Here is a 17,631-nt window from a genome sequence, read left to right as displayed (position 1 = left end):
GAGGCTTACTGAAGTTCTTAGGTTTTGGGCCATGCATCTGCCTTGTCTCTTGGCAATGCTGGGTGGGTTATGGTTACATTTCCTGTGAAGGAGCAATAAAGTTTTTAAACTAAGGCAATGTAGGTTTGATGATGGCTCAAGCGCAGCAGGCAGTTACGCAACAGAGGATACCTCTAGGTAGGTGGGCATTTAAGAAATGGCTCATTGTCCACGCCCCAGCCTTCCTGGGGGGTCAGGCCATTGTCGAGATCCCTGTTGATGAGCCATCCAAGGCTGTTAATAGGAATGTTGAGATAACGTTATATGACTTGACCAAGGACTTAACTCACATTAACATTAAGCTTAGGTTCAAGGTAAGTAGTATTGATGGTGATAGGGCATTGACACAGTTCAATGGGATGGAACTGACCAGGGATTACATCAGGAACCTCATTAGGAGAGGCTCAAGTAAAGTGATGATAATTAAGGATGTGACCACTAGGGATGGTGGTAGGTTAAGGATGGAGATACTTGCAATAACCACGTATAGGTGCACCAGAACCCACAAACACCTAATAAGGAGGTCAATAATGGATACGCTGGATAAGGTTAGCCAAGAGATGGACTTCAACACCCTAGTTAGGGACTCAATAATGGGTAAGCTTCAAGTTGAGTTCTTCAACATAGCTAAGAAAATATACCCACTTAGGAAGGTTGAGATAATCAAGATAAAGGTGCTTGAGCAGCCTAAAGGGATGGAGACCAAGCCACAGGCCGAGGCCACTAAGGTTACGCAGGAGGTTCCACAGCAGTTAACCAGCGGCCAAACTGGGGGTGCCTAGTGAGAATCCATATTACGCAGCAGGCAGTAAAGTTTTAATAATAATCCCCCAAGTGCCGAATGATGGCTACCGCAACTGCAGGGCAGCGGTACACCAGGGCTAAGCCATACCCTGACTGGAAGGTTAAGACCCTGGAGGAGCTTGAGGGGTTAATTAGGGAGTACAGGGTAATAGTGATATTCGATCTAAGGGGATTATCAGCATCAATACTCCAGCAATACAGGAGGGCGCTGAGGGGCCATGGGGTTGTTAAGATCTTTAGAAACAAACTGTTCCTAATAGCGTTGAGGAGGGTCTACGGCGAGTCACTCAACCCTGATATTGAGAAGGGTTACTTAACGGGTGAAAACGGTTATATCTTCACTAATGAGAACCCCTTCGACCTCTACAAGGTCATTATTGATAATTCGGTTAGGAGGTACGCAAAGCCTGGTGATGCCCTCCAAACCGAGATAATAGTCCCAGCTGGTAATACAGGCATTAACCCAGGCCCAATATTAAGTAGGTTTAGCAAGCTTAAAATTCCGACGCAGATTAGGGAGGGCAAGATATGGGTGGCTAAGGATACGCAGGTGGCTAAGGCTGGCGATACTGTTACCCCTGAATTAGCCGACCTACTAAGGCTAATCAACGTTAAGCCAATATACGAGGCACTCAGAATTAAGGTGGCGTTAATTAACGGCAGGTACCTAGTTAAGGGTGAGGAGTTAGCCATAGACATCAAGGCATATGAGGGTATGTTTAAACAAGCCGCATCATGGGCATTGAACCTAGCCATCAATTCAACTCTACTGATCCCAGAAACCATAAGTATATTGATCACTAGGGCTGTGCTTGAGGCACGCAACCTAGCCGTAAACGCCAACATACCAGTGGCCGAGGCAATAGGTCTCATACTGGCTAAGGCGCAGGCGCAGGCGGATGCATTAGCATCAGTACTGTACAGTAAGGCACCTGAATTAGGCGGAGGCAAAACAAGTTAATTACCTAAATACTACACAATCCTTAAGCCCGTAAAGGCTCGTCTGCGCGTGTATGCGCCTTTACATTTCAATTGCGCCGTGTACCTATGTCCTATTAATTAGCAGCCTAACTCTACAAGCAACATCGTCAATGACGGATTTATCATACTTGGCCAGTGTTATTAACCTAGCTAAGTCCACTATGTAAGGCAAGTCGTCAATTGATGATGTACATATTCCGGTCACCAGTTCGTTTAGGGCTTGGTCGACATCGCCGCCATTAATAACCGGTAATATTGATGCAAGGCTCCTTTTAAGCGCCTCACTAACCCTTGATTTCACGTAAAGTAGGTAATTGTTTACCACTGGGTTATTTGACTTAACCGTCTCACCTAGTGTAATACCCCTTAATGCATCATCAACCTCCTTGGCGCATGCATCATTCTTAACCTTAAGTGCAGCCATGGCCACAGCATCATTCACGCTACCTCCCCTGCACATAACCCTCAGGACCTCTTCCATCGCATTCCCCACTTCACTAACGCACTGCATCAAGTTTTTTACCCCCTATGCTTAAAAGTGTGCAACTACCTTGTCCCAATTACAACTATCCCTGATGCTATGGACTCATCAATGACTATTTGCCGTCCATTAAAATCAACTGTAACATCACCCCTTCTTCTGCGTATAACAGTTAGGGTATCATTGACGCTGATTTTATTACTAGCTAGGAAGCTTAATACACTCTTCAACTCGGCTACTGCAGTTATAATAACTCTACCTGGGTATGTCTTCGATAACCTCACCCCCTCAGGTTTGCCGTAAATTGGGTTACCGTGTGGGCATACCCTTGGCCTACCAAGCATGTTGTATATTTTATCTATCACTAGATCGTTAACGTGCTCTAGTTCATGGGCGTACACGTGGGTTTCAAGTTGATTAAACCCAAGTATGCCTAAGAATACTTCAAGTATCCTATGCTTACCCAGCATTCTCTCAGCTAACCCGTTACCACTATCCGTTAGGGTGTAGATACCCCTACTTAACTTAACCACATACCCCTCATTACTTAAATGCTCAATTACCTTATGCGCAGTTGCAGGGGTGACGCCAAGTTCATTGGCTATTAATGTTAGTGACGCCTCACCGTAGAAATCGTTAAGTATCTTAATTACCATTAAGTAATCCTCCTTGGCAACTTTAGTACTCCTGCTCTCCTTAACAGTCTCCATCAAATTCCCTAATCTTTTATCCCTATATAAAAATAATGTCTGGTGACGGTTCCCTAATAACAACTAAGTTTTTAGGTATGGGAAACTTAATTCAAGGCCTAGGTTCAGTTAGTATTAAGTGTGCATGTACACCTTTAACCAAGTCACTTGGTCCTGGTAAGTAGGATTATGGTTAAGGTCCTTGTTTCTCAGCCTTAAAGTATTTAAACCTTGTTACCGGTATATCATGGTAACGTAGGTCTTCGCTTGGATTCGTACACTTTATCTCAATACTGATGATTTAAAGTATCGGTGGCATACTTTAAAACACTGTAGTAGTTTGTAAATACTCGTATTTAGTGAAACGTTTAATTACCCCCACCATGCACCTACTGAGTTGTGGTAAATGGCTCAGTGATACTGGGTATGGCTCAGGTGTTTCAGGCAACCCCACTAGGTAGTCAGAATGCTCAGCAATACCTACTGTACAACATCATACTTCTAATACTTTGGTTCGGGGTATTCCCATGGTTCTACGAGATGTTCCAACTATGGAGGTACCAGTCCCAGGTGAGTAGCTTCCTGAATAGGCTAAGGTTTTTCATGAATAACAACATATCCCAGGTAATGGACTTCATAGCGAATAAGGTTAGTGAAGACAAGCATTTGATTGAGGGTAGAATAAGGGATTTAATGGAGATGGTTATAATAGAGCCCACGAGTATTGAGCCTGAAGGGTTGGTTAGGAAGTATAAGATGCTTGTTAGTTCGTATAATGATAGGCTTGAGAGGGATGTTATTAGGCTTATGCCATCCCTAGGCAACAATAGGCCCATGGTGCAGAACTTCACAAACGTCATAGATGTGTTGAGGGAGTTAAACTTCATATATAAAGTCATTGACCACTACTACAGGTTAGCCATGAAGTACAAGAGCTACTACCTACTAATTCAGCTAGCGGCAATACTACCACTGCTTAAGGAGGAGATCGATGCATTAAATGGTTCAGTCCCAGTGTTCCTCAAGGGTCAACCCATAGGTGACTCAGCGGGCCCATTAACAGTGTTTAGGTTTAAGAACCTGTGCAGCGACTTAAATGTCATAAGCAACTCAGTTAAGGATACCTACCTAGCCTCATGCATGTTTAAGGACAGGAAGATATACCTAGTTAAGGCGGAGGGTCCAGGTGGGACCGTGGGTCACTTGGACGACGCGATAAAGTACATTTATGAGGGTATTAATGCGAGGCCAAGGTTAATGATAACCATAGATGCCGCACTGAAGCTAGAGGGTGAGGAGAGCGGCTCAATAGCCGAGGGGCTTGGGGTTGCAATGGGTGGTATCGGGGTCGAGAAGTTCAACATAGAGTCTGTGGCGACCAAGTACGGCACCCCAATATACGCCATCTTAGTGAAGATGAGTATGCCTGAGGCACTTAACGCAATGTCTAAGACGATAGATGAGGCCGTTAATAAGGTTGTTGAGAGACTGGGTAAGGTGGTGGAGACCTATACGGAGCCGGGTGATGAAGTGGTTATAGTTGGCGTCGGTAACACCATAGGCGTTGCCCAGTGATAACCAATGCTCATTAGTGTAGACCTATACACAACGTTAATACCAGTTATAGTAACTGTATTAACAGTGGCTGTGCTGTTTTACGCAGTTTCAAGGGATTTAAGGAACGTCTTGGCGGTGAGTGGTGTTAGGAGGATAAGCGAGTACGTCACTTTAAGGTGCCCCACCTGTGGTTATGTTAAGGTTAGGGAGTTTAAGGTGGGGGACTACGTGGGTAAGGTTGATGATGAGAAGTGCCCAAATGATGGGTCAAGCCTAGTTATAATAGGCATTGGTAAGGAGCAGGCTAATGCTTAGTATACGTAGGCCAATAAAACCCCACCAGTTCTACTTTCCCTAGCCTCCAAGTGTGACATAACACCCCTAGACGTGGACAGTATCAGTATACCTATCTGCCTGGCCGGTAGGTACTTCTCCTCCCACTTCTGCAGTTCACTAACCTTAACGTGAAACCTTGGCTTTATCGGACCTATATCATTTATCCTACCCAGCAGCTGAACAATATACTTACCACCCCTTCCATCGTACACGTACTCGAACTCACCGATGTAGCCGTACCTCTGCATAACCCTAAGCACGTTACCCACCAGCTTAGATGATGGCCAAATCACAACCTGCTTACCACCCTTAGCCTCCACGTTCTTTATGCTGATTAACGCGTTTGACAATACATCAAGCATGACCATAAGCCGGCGACGCCCAACCTCTATATAAGTGTTTCCGTTTAATCAGCAACCATGCTTACCCACGGATTTAACCAGGTCATTGAAGCTGCTGTATGTTGCAACCAGGTCGTCACCGCACATTACATCGATCTTATCGATCTTATATGTGCTTAATACTACGTGGGGTGGTTGCTGGAATGCCCTACTCCACGGAACTTTAGTGCCGTTAATGTCGGTTGCCTTGATTTCGCCATCTATGGTGATTAGGTACTTAGTGTCCCTAAACCTCACAATGATCTTAATCCTCCTGCTTCTAGAAGTCTCAACCAGATGCTCAAGATCCCTTAGACTCACCATCACCCCTCACCTTAAGCCACCCGGCATCTCTTTGACCCGGCTCTATCGTGAACGCCCTATAGTACGTTAAGGTCCCCTCAGAGCTTAACAGAGCTAAGACAAGCTTCATCCTATTCTTCTCGGCGTAGTCGGTCAACTCAAGAAGCTCAGTGGTCCTAATGCCCCTACCTTCATCAAGTATTTTAACCACGTACTGCGGGTTGGATGATAGTGCATTCTTTTTCTTATCCCAGACAAGCATGTCTACTTTACCATCCCTAACAGGCTTAACGTAAAGACCCCTATTCCTTAAGTCCAGATAAACCATGAATTTCTCGAGGTCACCTGAACGCAAGACATCTATTATTGAGACTGGTTTACCGTTAATGTAGACCTTGAAGTCACCCATATATATTAAGTAGGCTAGCTCAATGGGGTCTATTTCGTCGGGATTAATAAACCTCTTATCGCTTAACAGTAGCCTTGATGCCTCATCCTCAACGGCGTAAAAACCCCCAGCATCCTTAACTCTAAGTATCTTCATACTCCTCATATTCAACTTAACTACAGGGCTCTAGGCTAGTGATTATTTATAAATTCTTCCGCTGAATACTCATCATCACGTGGCGCATCCTGAATATTAATGCAATAAGATCAATAAACCTCACCCTTTAGGGCAGGGAGGGGGATCAGATCTCATTAATCAACTAGTGATTTTAGCCCTAGTTAACGAATCCCCGTAGACAACAGTCCACACATTTAGTAGTTGGCTTAATGGGGAATGGCAGCCAATACTCAATGAGCGTGTGGAGGAGGGCTATTTCGGTTTTCTTGGTTACTTGTGTGTTTATTTTCATTTAGTGCCTAAATCCTAATTAAATCTTAAAGTCTAACCCTAACGCCCTCATTGGTTACCCTAGGCTCTCAAGACCCGTAATAGCTGGGAACCTTAGCCGCTACGGTGAGTGGGCTCAAGAAGCAGACGGTGGAGTCAACAAGCCTCTGCCACTTCCGGAGAGACGGTTCAGTGGATCCTTTTAGGGTAAAGGCATGCAGCCAGGTTCATCCCTGGCCGCTGAGGAGTAATGTTAGGGTGGAGTTGCCTTTGTACCCTCGGGCATATATAGGGGTAGGGCTTGGTTTACTTTGATGAAGGTTGCCATTGCCTACGATACGTTGAGTAGGTGGGGTGGCCAGGAATTGGTCACCTATGCCATGGCCAAGGCGCTTAATGAGAATGGCTTCACAGTGGACTTGGTGCTGCTTTTCGATGGGAAGTTGGACAGCAGGTTGGCTGATATCCCGGCTCGGAGGATAGTGAGTGTGTTTGAGTATGACCCTAATTTACCAATTCGTGGATTAACTAGGAACGTGGTAACAGGTCTGGCAAGCCTAGGCTACGATTTAACCATAAACACTGTTTACCACGTCCTACTGTGGCCTTTCGACATAGGTTACTTAAACAACCCAGGCACCTACATGCCGCCCTATAGGCTTAGGAGGAGGCTCTTCATAGAGCTTAATAGAATTATGCTGCCAATACTGGGGCCACGCATACTGCTGGCTAACTCCAGGTGGACCCTGAGTCAACTACCCTATAGGCCTAGGTTGAGCGGCGTCCTATACCCTCCTGTGATGCCCCGTGACTGTGGTTCAAGGGTCAAGGAGGATGTTGTGGTTTCCGTGGGTAGGATAGCGCCTGACAAGAGGACCACCGACATCGTCGATATGATGGAGGCTGCGTATAGCAGGTACCCTAAGGCAGCCTACTACGTAATTGGCCTTCCCTACAATGAGGCGTACCTTAGGCAGGTTAGGGAGAGGGCCAGGCACGTTGAGTTGGTGCTTGATGCAAGCGAGGGTGTTAAGTGGGATTACCTATGTAGGGCTAAGGTACTACTGCATGCAGCTGTCAACGAACACTTCGGGCTTGTGGTGGCTGAGGCTCAGGCGGCTGGGGCAGTACCCGTGGTTCATAGGTCTGGTGGGGCATGGAGTGACATAGTTGAGTACGGCAGGTACGGCTTCGGTTACCTCAACCATGCCGAGGCTGTCGACGCCATGGTTAAGCTACTGACCAACGATGACTTATACCGCAGATACAGCATTAGGGCCAGGAGGCATTCGCTGCAGTTCACTTACAATGCATTTAAGATGAGGCTCATTAGGTATGTTAACGTAGCCCTAGGTCTTAAGCCCACGTGATTATTCACAATGCTGAGGGCAAGTTAACATGCATTGGGAAGTTGAAGTTCAGGTACTTTTGGGTTGTTAAGTAACCCTGCCTCTTCATGTCCATGGGGAATTAATGATTAAAGGGTTTATTGGCGAGACCGCTTATCATTACGTTTGAGGTAGTTCGTGGGAAGGGGTGAGGATGCGGTTAAGGTGCTGCGGCATTGGCTTATTCAGTTAAATTTTTAAAGAGCAAGTCAATGGCTATTATTGATGAGCATAATAAAGAACCCTGGTGAGAGTGCATTGAAGAAGATCCACCTGAACCTAGCTATAATAGGGCATGTTGACCACGGTAAATCCACGTTAACCGGTAGGCTACTTTTAGAGGCTGGGTATGTTGATGAGAAGGCGTTTGCCGAGATTGAGGCTGAGGCTAAGAAGCTGGGTAAGGAGGACTTCAAGTACGCCTGGATCATGGATAGGTTGAAGGAGGAGAGGGAGAGGGGTGTCACTATTGAGGCCATGCATGTGGGTTTCGAAACACCTAAGTACTTCTACACAATAATAGACCTACCTGGGCACAGGGACTTCGTCAAGAACATGATTGTCGGTGCCAGTCAGGCTGATGCAGCATTACTGGTGGTTTCAGCCAGGCCAGGTGAGTTTGAGGCTGGGGTAGGTCCACAGGGCCAGACCAGGGAGCACCTGTTCCTGGCATGGACCCTCGGTATCAGGAACTTGATAGTTGCGGTTAACAAGATGGATGTTGTAAACTATGACCAGAAGAGGTATGAGCAGATTAAGGGTGAGTTAACCAAGATACTTAAGATACTTAGGTACGATGTAAGCAAGATACCTTTCATACCCGTTAGCGCTATTAGAGGCGATAATATCAAGACCAAGAGTAGTAATACACCTTGGTACAATGGGCCAACGCTACTCGAGGCCCTTGACGCAATTGAGCCACCGCCCAGGTTGGTGGATAAGCCACTAAGGCTACCTATACAGGACGTGTTCTCAATAACGGGCGCTGGTACCGTGGTTACCGGTAGGGTGGAGTCAGGGGTCCTTAAGGTTGGTGACCCCATAGTCATACTACCACCAGCTAAGGTTGGTGATGTAAGGAGTATAGAGACCCATCACATGAAGCTTGAGCAGGCTAAGGCAGGTGATAACGTTGGTGTTAACATTAGGGGTGTGGAGAAGCAGGACGTGAAGAGGGGTGATGTACTTGGCAACTTGAACAGCCCACCCACGGTGGCTGAGGAGATAGTGGCCAGGATAGCAGTACTGGAGCACCCAACCACCATAGGCGTTGGATATACGCCAGTGATGCACGTCCACACGGCCACTGTACCAGCTCAGATAATCGAGTTAATCTCAAGGCTTGACCCAGCCACTGGACAAACCGTGGAGCAGAAGCCGCAGTTCATAAAGAGGGGTGACGTAGCCATGGTGAGGCTTAAGCCACTTAAGCCTGTTGTAGTCGAGAAGTTCTCGGACCTACCAGCCTTAGGTAGGTTCTCGCTTAGGGATATGGGTAGGACTATAGCAGCTGGGCAGATAATTGAGGTTAGGCCCGCTAAGGTTGAGATAAAGAGATAATGATCTCTCAAATAAAAATCCCCAACAGTTTTAAATTTCGAACGTCATCGATTTTTAAGATATTAAATTCATTATACCTATAGGGATAATTAATAAAAACTCCCCTAACCTTGAATTACCTAGGGTGATTAGTGAGAAGGGGTGCTTCTGAATTTGTGATGAGTTGAACCCGGCATGACCTTGTACCATTGGTCATGAATTTTTAAATTGCTGGAATTTAGGGTGAGTTTAGTTTAATTACCCTATCGTACCTAACCTCCCAGTTAACCTTAGCCATCCTTGATATCTCCTCAAGCCTACTCATCACGTCACCACTCAACTTAACGTCTAAACTGCCCAAGTTATCCTCAAGCTGGGCAACACTAGTAACACCAATTATCGGTATTATCGTTACCCCAAGTTCCTCGGACTTCCTAAGTATCCATGCAAGAGCTAGTTGCGCATCAGTTACCCCAAGCTCCTTAGCTAACTCGTGAAACTCCCTCATGGCCTTCAGGGTTTCCGGTGTTAAATACCTCCAGCGTATCTCATCCACGTAACTTGCCCTCGACATTTCCGGGATGCCGTTAAGGTACTTACCCGTTAACACACCTTGGGCCAGCGGTATGTAGGCCATTATACCTAAGCCGTATTTCTTAGCTAGGGGAATTTTATCCTTCTCAATGTCGCGTTCAATCAGGTTGTAGGGTTCCTGCATGGCTATGAATGGTAGATGGATGCTTCTTGAGTACTCGTAAATGTACTGTATGTCGTCTGGGTGGAAGTAGCTCTCACCCACGTAGTGAACCAGGCCCTGGGTAACCAGGTCCTTTAACGCATCTAGGGTTTCCTCAATTGGTGTTGATGGGTCTGGCCTATGCATTAAGTATATGTCGACGTAATCGGTCCCTAGCCTTCTCAATGATTCCCTAATCTGCCACCTAATGTGCTTCCTGGATAACCCCTCGCCATTTGGCCAAGGCGCCATCCTACCCCTGACCTTGGTTGATATTACCAAGGACTCCCTGTCATAACCCCTAATAGCCTTACCAAGCACCTCCTCAGCCTTACCGGCATGAATATAGTCAGGGCCCTGCATCGTACCATGGTAGATGTTTGCGGTGTCTATGAAATTCACCCCAAGGTCAATGGCCTTCTTAATTATCCTAATGGACTCCTCCTCATCAACCTTGTACACACCGTAAATGTCCCTCTCCTTTAACGGTGGTAGGTGCCAAAGACCTAGACATAGTTTAGACACCTTAAGTCCACTGTTACCGAACCTAACGTACTCCATGCGTAATCCTCATTTACAGCTTTTTAATTCTTCCCCCATAGAAAGGAATAATAACACTGCAGTTAAGGCTGGGAATTATGGCTAAGCCAGCGGTTAAGGTCGCCATAATTACTGTGGCTGCGGTGTTGCTAGTTGCCATGTTAGCAATGGCCCAGGGTAACTATGAGAATTACGTCAAGATAATTAACGTTAGTTACACAAACCCAGTTGAGGTTAATCAACCAGCCAACATAACGGTCCTTGTTGAATATGCACCACCATGCCTAATAACAACCCCAAGCTCATGCATGTCGACTATAATGGTTGCGTTGAATAATGGCACACTTACGCTAGCCAGCCTACCCATAAATACAGCCCCCGGGATACTTAAATTCGTGTTCACGGTAACGCTTGTACATGTTGGTTATAACCTACTTAACGTTGACCTGTATTACTGGCTTAATGGCACTTGGATTCTTGTCGATAGGAGGATGGTGAATATAACTGTTGAACCTAAGTTAACCGTAAGGTCGTACACATACACGGTTAACTCCTCGTCACCACTGGTAACCAGTATTGTCAACACGACAACGTTAACTAGGTTCGTCACCTTAACCTCAACGGCAACAGTAACCAGGATTGTGAATAGTACAGTCTACTTAACAACATACATAATGTTAACATCAGTAATCACGGTTACAACCAATGTAAGTAACCTCCATTATATACCAGAGAGTTTACTTAACATATCTGTAATTTTATCAGTAATAACACTAATTTTATCGACAGTTGTATTACTAGTACTTATTAGGTATTTAGCGGTAAGAGGCAAAACCTAGCGTTAAACGGTCCTCAGTGGTGTGGATCTTCGCTGTGTAAGGCTCTAAGCCGATTGAAATTTTGTAGTTTAGACTTTGAATCGGGGGTTACATAGCCTTTAATGGTTTAAAACCGAGTCATGAATGCGATGTGGAGACTCAACATACCTGCATTAGGTGGTTTCTGGGAACTATTAGTTAAAGGTTAAAAACTCTTGGGTGTCTACGGTCTCAGTATGTTTAGTCCACAAATGGCTGGATATGACCGGGCCATAACGATATTTAGCCCTGAGGGTGAACTATACCAGGTTAGGTACGCTGGTGAGGCTGTTAAGAGGGGTTGGGCTACCGTTGGGTTGAAATGCTCCGAGGGCGTCGTGTTGGCCGCCGAGAAGAGGAAGCTTGGCCCACTGATAGATTTGAACTCAATAGAGAAGGTTTACATGATAGACACTCACATTGGTGCCGCCTCAGCTGGCTTGCTATCAGATGCTAGGATACTTATTGACTACGCCAGGGAGCAGGCCCAGATATACAGGCTACTCTACGATGAGCAGGCTAATGTTGAGTACATTACGAAGAGGATTAGTGATCTTGAGCAAGCCTACACACAGCATGGTGGTGTTAGGCCCTTTGGAATAGCGTTGATAATAGGGGGTGTTGATAAGAGTGGGCCAAGGCTTTATCAAACGGACCCAAGTGGAATATACTTCGGCTACTACGCTACGGCATTAGGGAGTGGGTCATCCATCATACTCGAGTACCTTGAGAAGAACTACAAGTACGAGATGGACCTTAACTTATGCATTAAGCTGGCCATTAAGTCCCTCAGCCTTGTGGCAGAGAGCCTAGATACTGATAGATTCGAGATAGGTGTGATTGATGTTAAAACTAGGATGTTCAGGAAACTGAGCGTCGATGAGTTAAGGAAGTACATCGAGGAGGCTAAGAGTGAGGGGCTCCCCCAGAAACCAGGCGCGTAATCATTAAAAATACATAACAAGGCAAATGAGCGATGATCAACAGGGATTATTTTAAAGGGCTTGTTGATAGGGCGATTGAAAAGTTAGGTGAGTTGGATAACCTAGTGAGTGTTAACTCAAACAGGGTTGTGATAATAGGTGACCTACATGGTGACGTTGAGTCACTGGAAAAGATAATTAACGACTACCCGCCAGGTAACTGGCGCTACATAGGTCTAGGTGACTACGTGGATAGGGGTGAGTACCAGGTTGAAACCCTTGAAAAAGTCCTGAAGCTATTTCTTCAGGGGGTTATGATACCACTGAGGGGTAACCACGAGTCATACGTAATGAATGAGGTTTACGGATTCATGGATGAGGCACTGCCGCTGCTTGGCCAAAGCCTACTGAGCACCGTAATTCATGATCTATTTCCGTCACTGCCCTACGCCGCCTTGCTTAATGATAAGGTGCTGCTGTTACATGGTGGGTTAGCTAAGGGCCTTGAGAGGGTTGATGATATACGCAAGTTAAGTAGGCATGATGATGAGCCAAGCGACCCAGTGGCGTTTCAGATACTTTGGAATGACCCAAGTGATGAGGTAACCGGCTTCGTGGATAGCCCAAGGGGCCCTGGTGCATACCTATTCGGCCCAGACGTAACCATGAGGTTCATCGAGGGTAACGACATTGCCTTGATAATTAGGGGCCATAGTTACATCACTGATGGCTACTGGAGGTTCCATAATGGTAGAGTGCTATCGCTATTCACGTCATCCTCAGGCCCCTACTATGGGGCTAAGCCTAAGGTTGTAGTTTTCTCAGATGGCACATTAAGGATCATTGATGTTAAGTCCAGGAATATGGTTACGGACATTAAGCTCACCCAGTGAGCATTAGAATAGCCTTGAATTCAGCATCCTCCTCACAGTCCTCCAACTCCTCCTAACTATTGGTGGAATGCTGCCACTAATAACCCACTTCCTCAACGCCTCAATGGTCCTTGGGTCGCTTGGGTAACCACTACCGAACTCACCGTAGGTTTCCTTAAGCCTACTGATTATTGAATCCCTAATTACCTTAGCCACTATGCTTGCTGCCGACACCACTGGTATTGATTCATCTGCGTGGTTAAGAACCACAACGTCAACATCGTTAACGTTAATCATTCCCCTAAACCTGGCTGGGTCTGGGTCAGGTGAGTCGATGTAGACTCTCTTAACACCCCTACAGTTAATGATTAACTCCCTCATCTTAATTGCCTCAAGTTGGTTAAGTAACCCCCTATTAACGTAGTTGTCTATCTCACCAGGCTCAACAATTACGTATTTAACGCAGGGAGCTCTATTAACTATTAGCTCATAGAGCCTGCTCCTCCCACTTGGGGTTAATTGCTTAGAGTCCCTCACGCCCAGTTCCTTAGTCTCCTTATTGCTCCAAGCCACAATGGCTATAACCATGGGTCCTATTACTGGCCCACGCCCAGCCTCGTCAATACCGCCCTCAAGTTCGCTTACTGCTGCCATTAAGCCTAGCCTTAAGCTCGCTTATTATGGTTAATGCCTCGTTGAACCTGCCCTCCTCAGCAAGCTCCTTAAGGTACATTACCAGCGGTAAGGTCACCCTTTTAACAGTGGACTTAACGGCCAGTAACGCGCCATCGCTGTCATCCTTTATTAACCTGGCGTTGATAGCCCTCCTAACCTCAGACTCCCCAACGCTGAAGCTCCAGCTCATTAATTCACTAATCATGTTCTCTATTATCCTCTTGGCCAGTAGCTTCTTAAACTCAGTTAGCCTAATTTCAACGATCTCATTAGCCTCGCGAAGCGCCCTCACCTTTCTCTCAATTACTTCCGACTCAAGGGTCTTCAACTCATCTATAGACACAACCCCTGGGATCTCCGGGTCAACGTTCCTCGGCACACCAAGGTCAATTATGACTGGCACAGCGTTAACTACCTCAAGGTCCCTCCTCTTAAGTAGGGGTTCAATTGCTGATGTTGCAAAGACAACAACGTCGCTGTTCTTAATAATGTTGATTAAGGAGTCTAGGGGTGCGTACCTGAAGCCATACCTAGCCGCCACCAGTTTAGCCTTATCAATAGTCCTATTCACTATTGTCACGTTCCTGAAGCCCTTCTCTGCGAGTCTCCTAGCTATATCTGAGCCCATGGAGCCGGCGCCAACTATAGCCACCGCCGCGTCACGACCCTTAACCCTATGGATGTATTCAGCGGCCAGTGAGCTAATGCTAGCTAAGCCAATGGATATTTCAGGGTATTTACTCCTAACCTCCTTCCCAACCCTTATAGCCCTCTCGATGGTGTACCCTAGTAAACCACCCAATGCTCCCCTCCTCCTGGCATCGTTGAAAGCCTCCTCAACCTGCCCCAGAACCTCAGATTCACCGATGGCTGCTGATTCAAGCCCAGCCGCCACTCTGAATATGTGGCGCACTGCATCAATCCCACTCAACCTATCGACGTACTTAACCGTACCCTTAGCCCTATAAACCTCCTCAGCGGCATTGTAGTCATCCCCATAGAAGTAAACCTCAACCCTATTACATGTTTGAAGTATGAAGACCTCCTCATAATTCCTCATTAACCTGCCGTATGCCTCATCACTATTCAGGTAGGTTTCGGATAGGGTAATTGTCGTAGCCTTCCTATGCGTCAGCGCTAACGCCTTTATTTTACCTAGATAATCATCAATATCCATGGTTCTTAATCACCTCATTAACGTACCTAACCACCCTATTAATATCGCCACTCCTCGCAATTTCAAGGAAATGCTCATCATCCTTAAGCATGAAGTATATCCTCATCCTCACATGAGGATCATCAACCAATTTCTTTATTAATTGCTTAGCTTCATACCAGGCATTAACTATTGGGTGAAGGTCACTCTTAGATAATGTGACCTGTATGTAATCCCTAACCATTGATGCAGCAACCCCGCTCTTACCCTCTGACGTTACAGCAAACCTTATGCCATTAACCTCACCCTCAAAGGGAACCACAACCTCAGTTTCGTTAGCGTTAGTCGTATCATTAAACAATATGCGCCTCTCGGAGGCTAACAACCTTAACTTATGTTTAAGCTCACTGTTGGTTGGTATAGCGTAGACCAGTAGGTTAACCCTACCCATAACCCTATCGTAGTTAAACGTGTTTGCGTCGGCAACCACCAGGTCAACGTTACCCATTGAACTAGCCCTAATAAGCTCCGTTGATGGTTTAAGAGCTATAACTATAACGTGGGCACCAGCCTCCGAGAACTTGAGAGCCCTCTTAGTGCCAACATACCCACCGCCTATGATTAACACGCTCTTATCACTAAACTCAATGTACAATGGCACCCTTGCCACAGGGAACGTTAACTATGAGATTTAAAAAACCTACCATATTTAAACCTTATTTAATCCTTAACATGAGTAGTGTTAATATAATTAACCCCACCATTAACGTCAGTATCATTAAAGCTTCACGTGTGGTCGTCGCCTCCTCTTTTACAGGGCTAAAATAAATTGTGGGAATTGCGCCATGGGCTAGATTATTAATGCTCATTGTGTAGTTTATTTTAGCTATAAACGGTGAACCGGATAACGTGGTAATGTTGTAAACCACGTTTAATCCACCGCCAACCCAATCGCCAGCCACAGCGAACACGACGCCATTAATACTCATTGGTATTGGTAGTGATTCACAGTCCTTAACGTTAAATATCGTCACGTACGGCTCCCATACGGCACCATTAATGATGCCTCCCCCCAGTATTGCCGCTGTTGAGTTAACCCAGTAGACGTCGAATATCGCAGTGTTGGGGTTGATGCAACTGGTGTAGTTAACCACGTTGCCGTTAACGTAGTAAAGCAGTATGCTGCCTAACACATAACCATTTGTAATGCCTGAGAAGTACAGTGATGGTAATGATGACTGAGACTGCCTGATCATCATCACAGGTATTAGTACCTGGTCATTAAACTGGTATAGGCCAAGGGGCAATCCCTTAACCTGGGGCATTGTTATCGTCCTCAAGCCGCTGGGTGAGAGTGAACCTAGGAGTGGCGTTAAGTCACTTGATAGGGCCAGCAGCAGTAGTGTACCGTTGGGTGTTACCGTGGCTGATACTGGTGTTGATGAAGCCCACTCGCCCTTAAACAACCCAGTTAGGTTAATGAATACCCCACTTCTTGGGTTTACCAAAAAGGCTGAGGCATATCCATTAACAACCCCAAACACGTAAATCGTATCGTTAACCACAGCCAATGCGTAGGGTTGAAGGTTAACGGGTAGGTAACGGGTTAGGTTAACTACATCCACCATCCCTGCATTAACTAGCCTAAGGCCAATCAGAAGTGGGCTACTTGGGGTAAACCCAGTTAGGTAAACCCAGTCGCCGTATTGGTAGGTGTTTGTTATGAGGACACCACGGCCACCATTAGGCAGTATGCTCACGTTAAACCACCCAGTGCTGTTAACTATGAATACCTGCGAGTACTGGCTAATTGACGTGAAGTTTACGGTAATTGCAAGTAGGTAACCACCCCCATTGTAGAGGTAGACCACGGGGGCCTTCAATAGTCCCAGGGTTAACACTGTTAACGCTAACGTGAGCATGCAGTCGGAGCGTATGCCCTATGCAATTAAACCTTTCCCTGGCAATGCTGAGGTGTGGTTAACTACCCTCCAAGTGCTATTAACGCTAGGCCAAGTAGCAGCAGGACTAGGCCAATTATGAAGGAATAAATGGCTTCAGGCATTACCCCAACCTGAACCTCAATTATGAAGTCTTCACCGTAGTATTGGCAAACACCGTAACTCACAATGGTCACTTGCCCGCTCCTAATTATGCTTGGTGTTGATTGGCCAGTGTTAATCACCGGTGGTACGTATGAGCCATATGAGAACAGTAGCGTCCCGTTCAGTGCATACACCTTAACCCTCATTGAAACGTGATATAGCCTAACGTATTCCTTAGCCAAGTTAATGATGGCACCGTAGTTTAACTGTGGGGCCTTAGTTAAGTTGCCGATTGACTCAAGGCATAGCGTCGTTGCATTATGGCTAGTTGATGATGAGAGGTATAGGTGGGATAGGTAAAGTAACACGCCGGCCGTAACTATGGCAACAAGACCCATTAACCTCATAATCCTCTTAACCTTAGTGGATAACCTAGGCATGTTAACCTAAATAACGTCACCTAGTCGTTTAAACACTTCTCTCCATACCAAATAA

20 protein-coding genes are annotated in these 17,631 nt (G+C 46.0%); 9 read left to right on the top strand and 11 right to left on the bottom strand.

Annotated features, from left to right (window positions below):
• The first annotated feature begins 131 nt into the window (after positions 1-131).
• Together AAX04_RS03240 and AAX04_RS03235 are read left to right on the top strand one after the other, a co-directional pair.
• The gene (locus AAX04_RS03240) at positions 132-821 is read left to right on the top strand and encodes a 30S ribosomal protein S3ae (RefSeq protein WP_066793917.1); all 690 of its coding nucleotides are present in this window, start codon (positions 132-134) and stop codon (positions 819-821) included.
• A gap of 62 nt (positions 822-883) precedes the next feature.
• Positions 884-1,804, top strand: a complete 921-nt coding sequence (locus AAX04_RS03235) for a 50S ribosomal protein L10 (protein WP_066793914.1) — start codon at positions 884-886, stop codon at positions 1,802-1,804.
• 84 nt (positions 1,805-1,888) lie between these two features.
• On the opposite strand, the gene AAX04_RS03230 is transcribed toward AAX04_RS03235, so the two are convergent.
• Positions 1,889-2,335 carry a hypothetical protein gene (locus AAX04_RS03230; RefSeq protein ID WP_066793911.1) on the bottom strand — a complete coding sequence of 149 codons (447 nt, stop codon included), beginning with the start codon at positions 2,333-2,335 and terminating at the stop codon, positions 1,889-1,891.
• A 35-nt stretch (positions 2,336-2,370) separates the two neighbouring features.
• On the bottom strand, positions 2,371-3,015 hold the full coding sequence (locus AAX04_RS03225) for a metal-dependent transcriptional regulator (RefSeq protein ID WP_066793908.1): 645 nt from the start codon (positions 3,013-3,015) through the stop codon (positions 2,371-2,373).
• Positions 3,016-3,393: 378 nt separating this feature from the next.
• Here AAX04_RS03225 and AAX04_RS03220 point away from each other — a divergent pair, with 378 nt between their 5' ends.
• Both AAX04_RS03220 and AAX04_RS12275 read left to right on the top strand, forming a co-directional pair.
• Positions 3,394-4,569: a DUF1512 domain-containing protein gene (locus tag AAX04_RS03220; RefSeq protein WP_238377783.1), complete on the top strand. Its 1,176-nt coding sequence runs from the start codon at positions 3,394-3,396 to the stop codon at positions 4,567-4,569.
• A gap of 6 nt (positions 4,570-4,575) precedes the next feature.
• Positions 4,576-4,866: a hypothetical protein gene (locus tag AAX04_RS12275; protein WP_202904416.1), complete on the top strand. Its 291-nt coding sequence runs from the start codon at positions 4,576-4,578 to the stop codon at positions 4,864-4,866.
• Here the strand turns inward: AAX04_RS12275 and AAX04_RS03210 are convergent.
• The 3 genes from AAX04_RS03210 to AAX04_RS03200 are packed head-to-tail and all read right to left on the bottom strand — an operon-like array spanning position 4,863 to position 6,114.
• Positions 4,863-5,255 (bottom strand): 30S ribosomal protein S8, encoded by a 393-nt coding sequence (locus AAX04_RS03210; protein ID WP_066793901.1) that lies wholly within the window; start codon positions 5,253-5,255, stop codon positions 4,863-4,865. The genes AAX04_RS12275 and AAX04_RS03210 overlap by 4 nt on opposite strands.
• Before the next feature lie 42 nt (positions 5,256-5,297).
• On the bottom strand, positions 5,298-5,591 hold the full coding sequence (locus AAX04_RS03205) for a hypothetical protein (RefSeq protein WP_066793897.1): 294 nt from the start codon (positions 5,589-5,591) through the stop codon (positions 5,298-5,300).
• Positions 5,569-6,114, bottom strand: coding sequence for an endonuclease (locus AAX04_RS03200; RefSeq protein WP_162270105.1), 546 nt, complete (start codon positions 6,112-6,114; stop codon positions 5,569-5,571). The genes AAX04_RS03205 and AAX04_RS03200 overlap by 23 nt, the downstream gene beginning before the upstream one ends.
• A 605-nt stretch (positions 6,115-6,719) precedes the next feature.
• On the opposite strand from AAX04_RS03200, the gene AAX04_RS03195 reads away from it, so the two are divergent.
• Together AAX04_RS03195 and tuf are read left to right on the top strand one after the other, a co-directional pair.
• Positions 6,720-7,775 (top strand): glycosyltransferase, encoded by a 1,056-nt coding sequence (locus AAX04_RS03195; protein WP_066793887.1) that lies wholly within the window; start codon positions 6,720-6,722, stop codon positions 7,773-7,775.
• 240 nt (positions 7,776-8,015) lie between these two features.
• Complete coding sequence (gene tuf / locus AAX04_RS03190) at positions 8,016-9,353, top strand: translation elongation factor EF-1 subunit alpha (protein WP_066793884.1); 1,338 nt, start codon at positions 8,016-8,018, stop codon at positions 9,351-9,353.
• Positions 9,354-9,570: 217 nt separating this feature from the next.
• Here the strand turns inward: tuf and AAX04_RS03185 are convergent, their stop codons facing one another.
• Entirely contained in the window at positions 9,571-10,629 is a 1,059-nt protein-coding gene (locus tag AAX04_RS03185; protein ID WP_066793876.1) for an aldo/keto reductase, read from the bottom strand.
• 77 nt (positions 10,630-10,706) lie between these two features.
• Here AAX04_RS03185 and AAX04_RS03180 point away from each other — a divergent pair, with 77 nt between their 5' ends.
• From AAX04_RS03180 to AAX04_RS03170, 3 genes are all read left to right on the top strand, one after another.
• On the top strand, positions 10,707-11,447 hold the full coding sequence (locus AAX04_RS03180; RefSeq protein WP_066793874.1) for a hypothetical protein: 741 nt from the start codon (positions 10,707-10,709) through the stop codon (positions 11,445-11,447).
• A gap of 215 nt (positions 11,448-11,662) precedes the next feature.
• Positions 11,663-12,409: an archaeal proteasome endopeptidase complex subunit alpha gene (gene psmA, locus AAX04_RS03175; RefSeq protein WP_066793872.1), complete on the top strand. Its 747-nt coding sequence runs from the start codon at positions 11,663-11,665 to the stop codon at positions 12,407-12,409.
• A 32-nt stretch (positions 12,410-12,441) separates the two neighbouring features.
• Complete coding sequence (locus tag AAX04_RS03170; RefSeq protein WP_066793868.1) at positions 12,442-13,281, top strand: metallophosphoesterase; 840 nt, start codon at positions 12,442-12,444, stop codon at positions 13,279-13,281.
• Positions 13,282-13,284: 3 nt separating this feature from the next.
• Here the strand turns inward: AAX04_RS03170 and rnhB are convergent, their stop codons facing one another.
• The 5 genes from rnhB to AAX04_RS03145 form a co-directional block, all read right to left on the bottom strand.
• Positions 13,285-13,914, bottom strand: a complete 630-nt coding sequence (gene rnhB, locus AAX04_RS03165) for a ribonuclease HII (RefSeq protein WP_066793866.1) — start codon at positions 13,912-13,914, stop codon at positions 13,285-13,287.
• Positions 13,892-15,112 carry a glutamyl-tRNA reductase gene (gene hemA, locus AAX04_RS03160; protein WP_066793862.1) on the bottom strand — a complete coding sequence of 407 codons (1,221 nt, stop codon included), beginning with the start codon at positions 15,110-15,112 and terminating at the stop codon, positions 13,892-13,894. The genes rnhB and hemA overlap by 23 nt, the downstream gene beginning before the upstream one ends.
• Positions 15,102-15,761: a bifunctional precorrin-2 dehydrogenase/sirohydrochlorin ferrochelatase gene (locus AAX04_RS03155; RefSeq protein WP_066793859.1), complete on the bottom strand. Its 660-nt coding sequence runs from the start codon at positions 15,759-15,761 to the stop codon at positions 15,102-15,104. Before AAX04_RS03155 ends, hemA begins: the two co-directional genes overlap by 11 nt.
• Before the next feature lie 46 nt (positions 15,762-15,807).
• A complete protein-coding gene (locus AAX04_RS03150; protein WP_066793856.1) occupies positions 15,808-17,013 on the bottom strand; it encodes a hypothetical protein in 1,206 nt (401 codons plus the stop codon).
• A gap of 62 nt (positions 17,014-17,075) precedes the next feature.
• A complete protein-coding gene (locus AAX04_RS03145) occupies positions 17,076-17,576 on the bottom strand; it encodes a hypothetical protein (protein WP_066793852.1) in 501 nt (166 codons plus the stop codon).
• Positions 17,577-17,631: the final 55 nt, after the last annotated feature.

It is taken from the genome of Caldivirga sp. MU80 (genome assembly GCF_001663375.1).
In the GTDB taxonomy this organism is placed as follows: domain Archaea; phylum Thermoproteota; class Thermoprotei; order Thermoproteales; family Thermocladiaceae; genus Caldivirga.
Note: the sequence above shows the minus strand (reverse complement) of the source record. Positions and strands in the feature narration are given on the sequence as shown.

Excerpts from the sequence above, each read along its gene's own strand:
- AAX04_RS03240 (WP_066793917.1), top strand. The coding sequence starts at position 132 with ATGGCTCAAGCGCAGCAGGCAGTTACGCAACAGAGGATACCTCTAGGT.
- AAX04_RS03235 (WP_066793914.1), top strand. The coding sequence starts at position 884 with ATGGCTACCGCAACTGCAGGGCAGCGGTACACCAGGGCTAAGCCATAC.
- AAX04_RS03230 (WP_066793911.1), bottom strand. The coding sequence starts at position 2,335 with ATGCAGTGCGTTAGTGAAGTGGGGAATGCGATGGAAGAGGTCCTGAGG.
- AAX04_RS03225 (WP_066793908.1), bottom strand. The coding sequence starts at position 3,015 with ATGGAGACTGTTAAGGAGAGCAGGAGTACTAAAGTTGCCAAGGAGGAT.
- AAX04_RS12275 (WP_202904416.1), top strand. The coding sequence starts at position 4,576 with ATGCTCATTAGTGTAGACCTATACACAACGTTAATACCAGTTATAGTA.
- AAX04_RS03210 (WP_066793901.1), bottom strand. The coding sequence starts at position 5,255 with ATGGTCATGCTTGATGTATTGTCAAACGCGTTAATCAGCATAAAGAAC.
- AAX04_RS03205 (WP_066793897.1), bottom strand. The coding sequence starts at position 5,591 with ATGGTGAGTCTAAGGGATCTTGAGCATCTGGTTGAGACTTCTAGAAGC.
- AAX04_RS03200 (WP_162270105.1), bottom strand. The coding sequence starts at position 6,114 with ATGAAGATACTTAGAGTTAAGGATGCTGGGGGTTTTTACGCCGTTGAG.
- AAX04_RS03195 (WP_066793887.1), top strand. The coding sequence starts at position 6,720 with ATGAAGGTTGCCATTGCCTACGATACGTTGAGTAGGTGGGGTGGCCAG.
- AAX04_RS03185 (WP_066793876.1), bottom strand. The coding sequence starts at position 10,629 with ATGGAGTACGTTAGGTTCGGTAACAGTGGACTTAAGGTGTCTAAACTA.
- AAX04_RS03180 (WP_066793874.1), top strand. The coding sequence starts at position 10,707 with ATGGCTAAGCCAGCGGTTAAGGTCGCCATAATTACTGTGGCTGCGGTG.
- psmA (WP_066793872.1), top strand. The coding sequence starts at position 11,663 with ATGTTTAGTCCACAAATGGCTGGATATGACCGGGCCATAACGATATTT.
- AAX04_RS03170 (WP_066793868.1), top strand. The coding sequence starts at position 12,442 with ATGATCAACAGGGATTATTTTAAAGGGCTTGTTGATAGGGCGATTGAA.
- rnhB (WP_066793866.1), bottom strand. The coding sequence starts at position 13,914 with ATGGCAGCAGTAAGCGAACTTGAGGGCGGTATTGACGAGGCTGGGCGT.
- hemA (WP_066793862.1), bottom strand. The coding sequence starts at position 15,112 with ATGGATATTGATGATTATCTAGGTAAAATAAAGGCGTTAGCGCTGACG.
- AAX04_RS03150 (WP_066793856.1), bottom strand. The coding sequence starts at position 17,013 with ATGCTCACGTTAGCGTTAACAGTGTTAACCCTGGGACTATTGAAGGCC.
- AAX04_RS03145 (WP_066793852.1), bottom strand. The coding sequence starts at position 17,576 with ATGCCTAGGTTATCCACTAAGGTTAAGAGGATTATGAGGTTAATGGGT.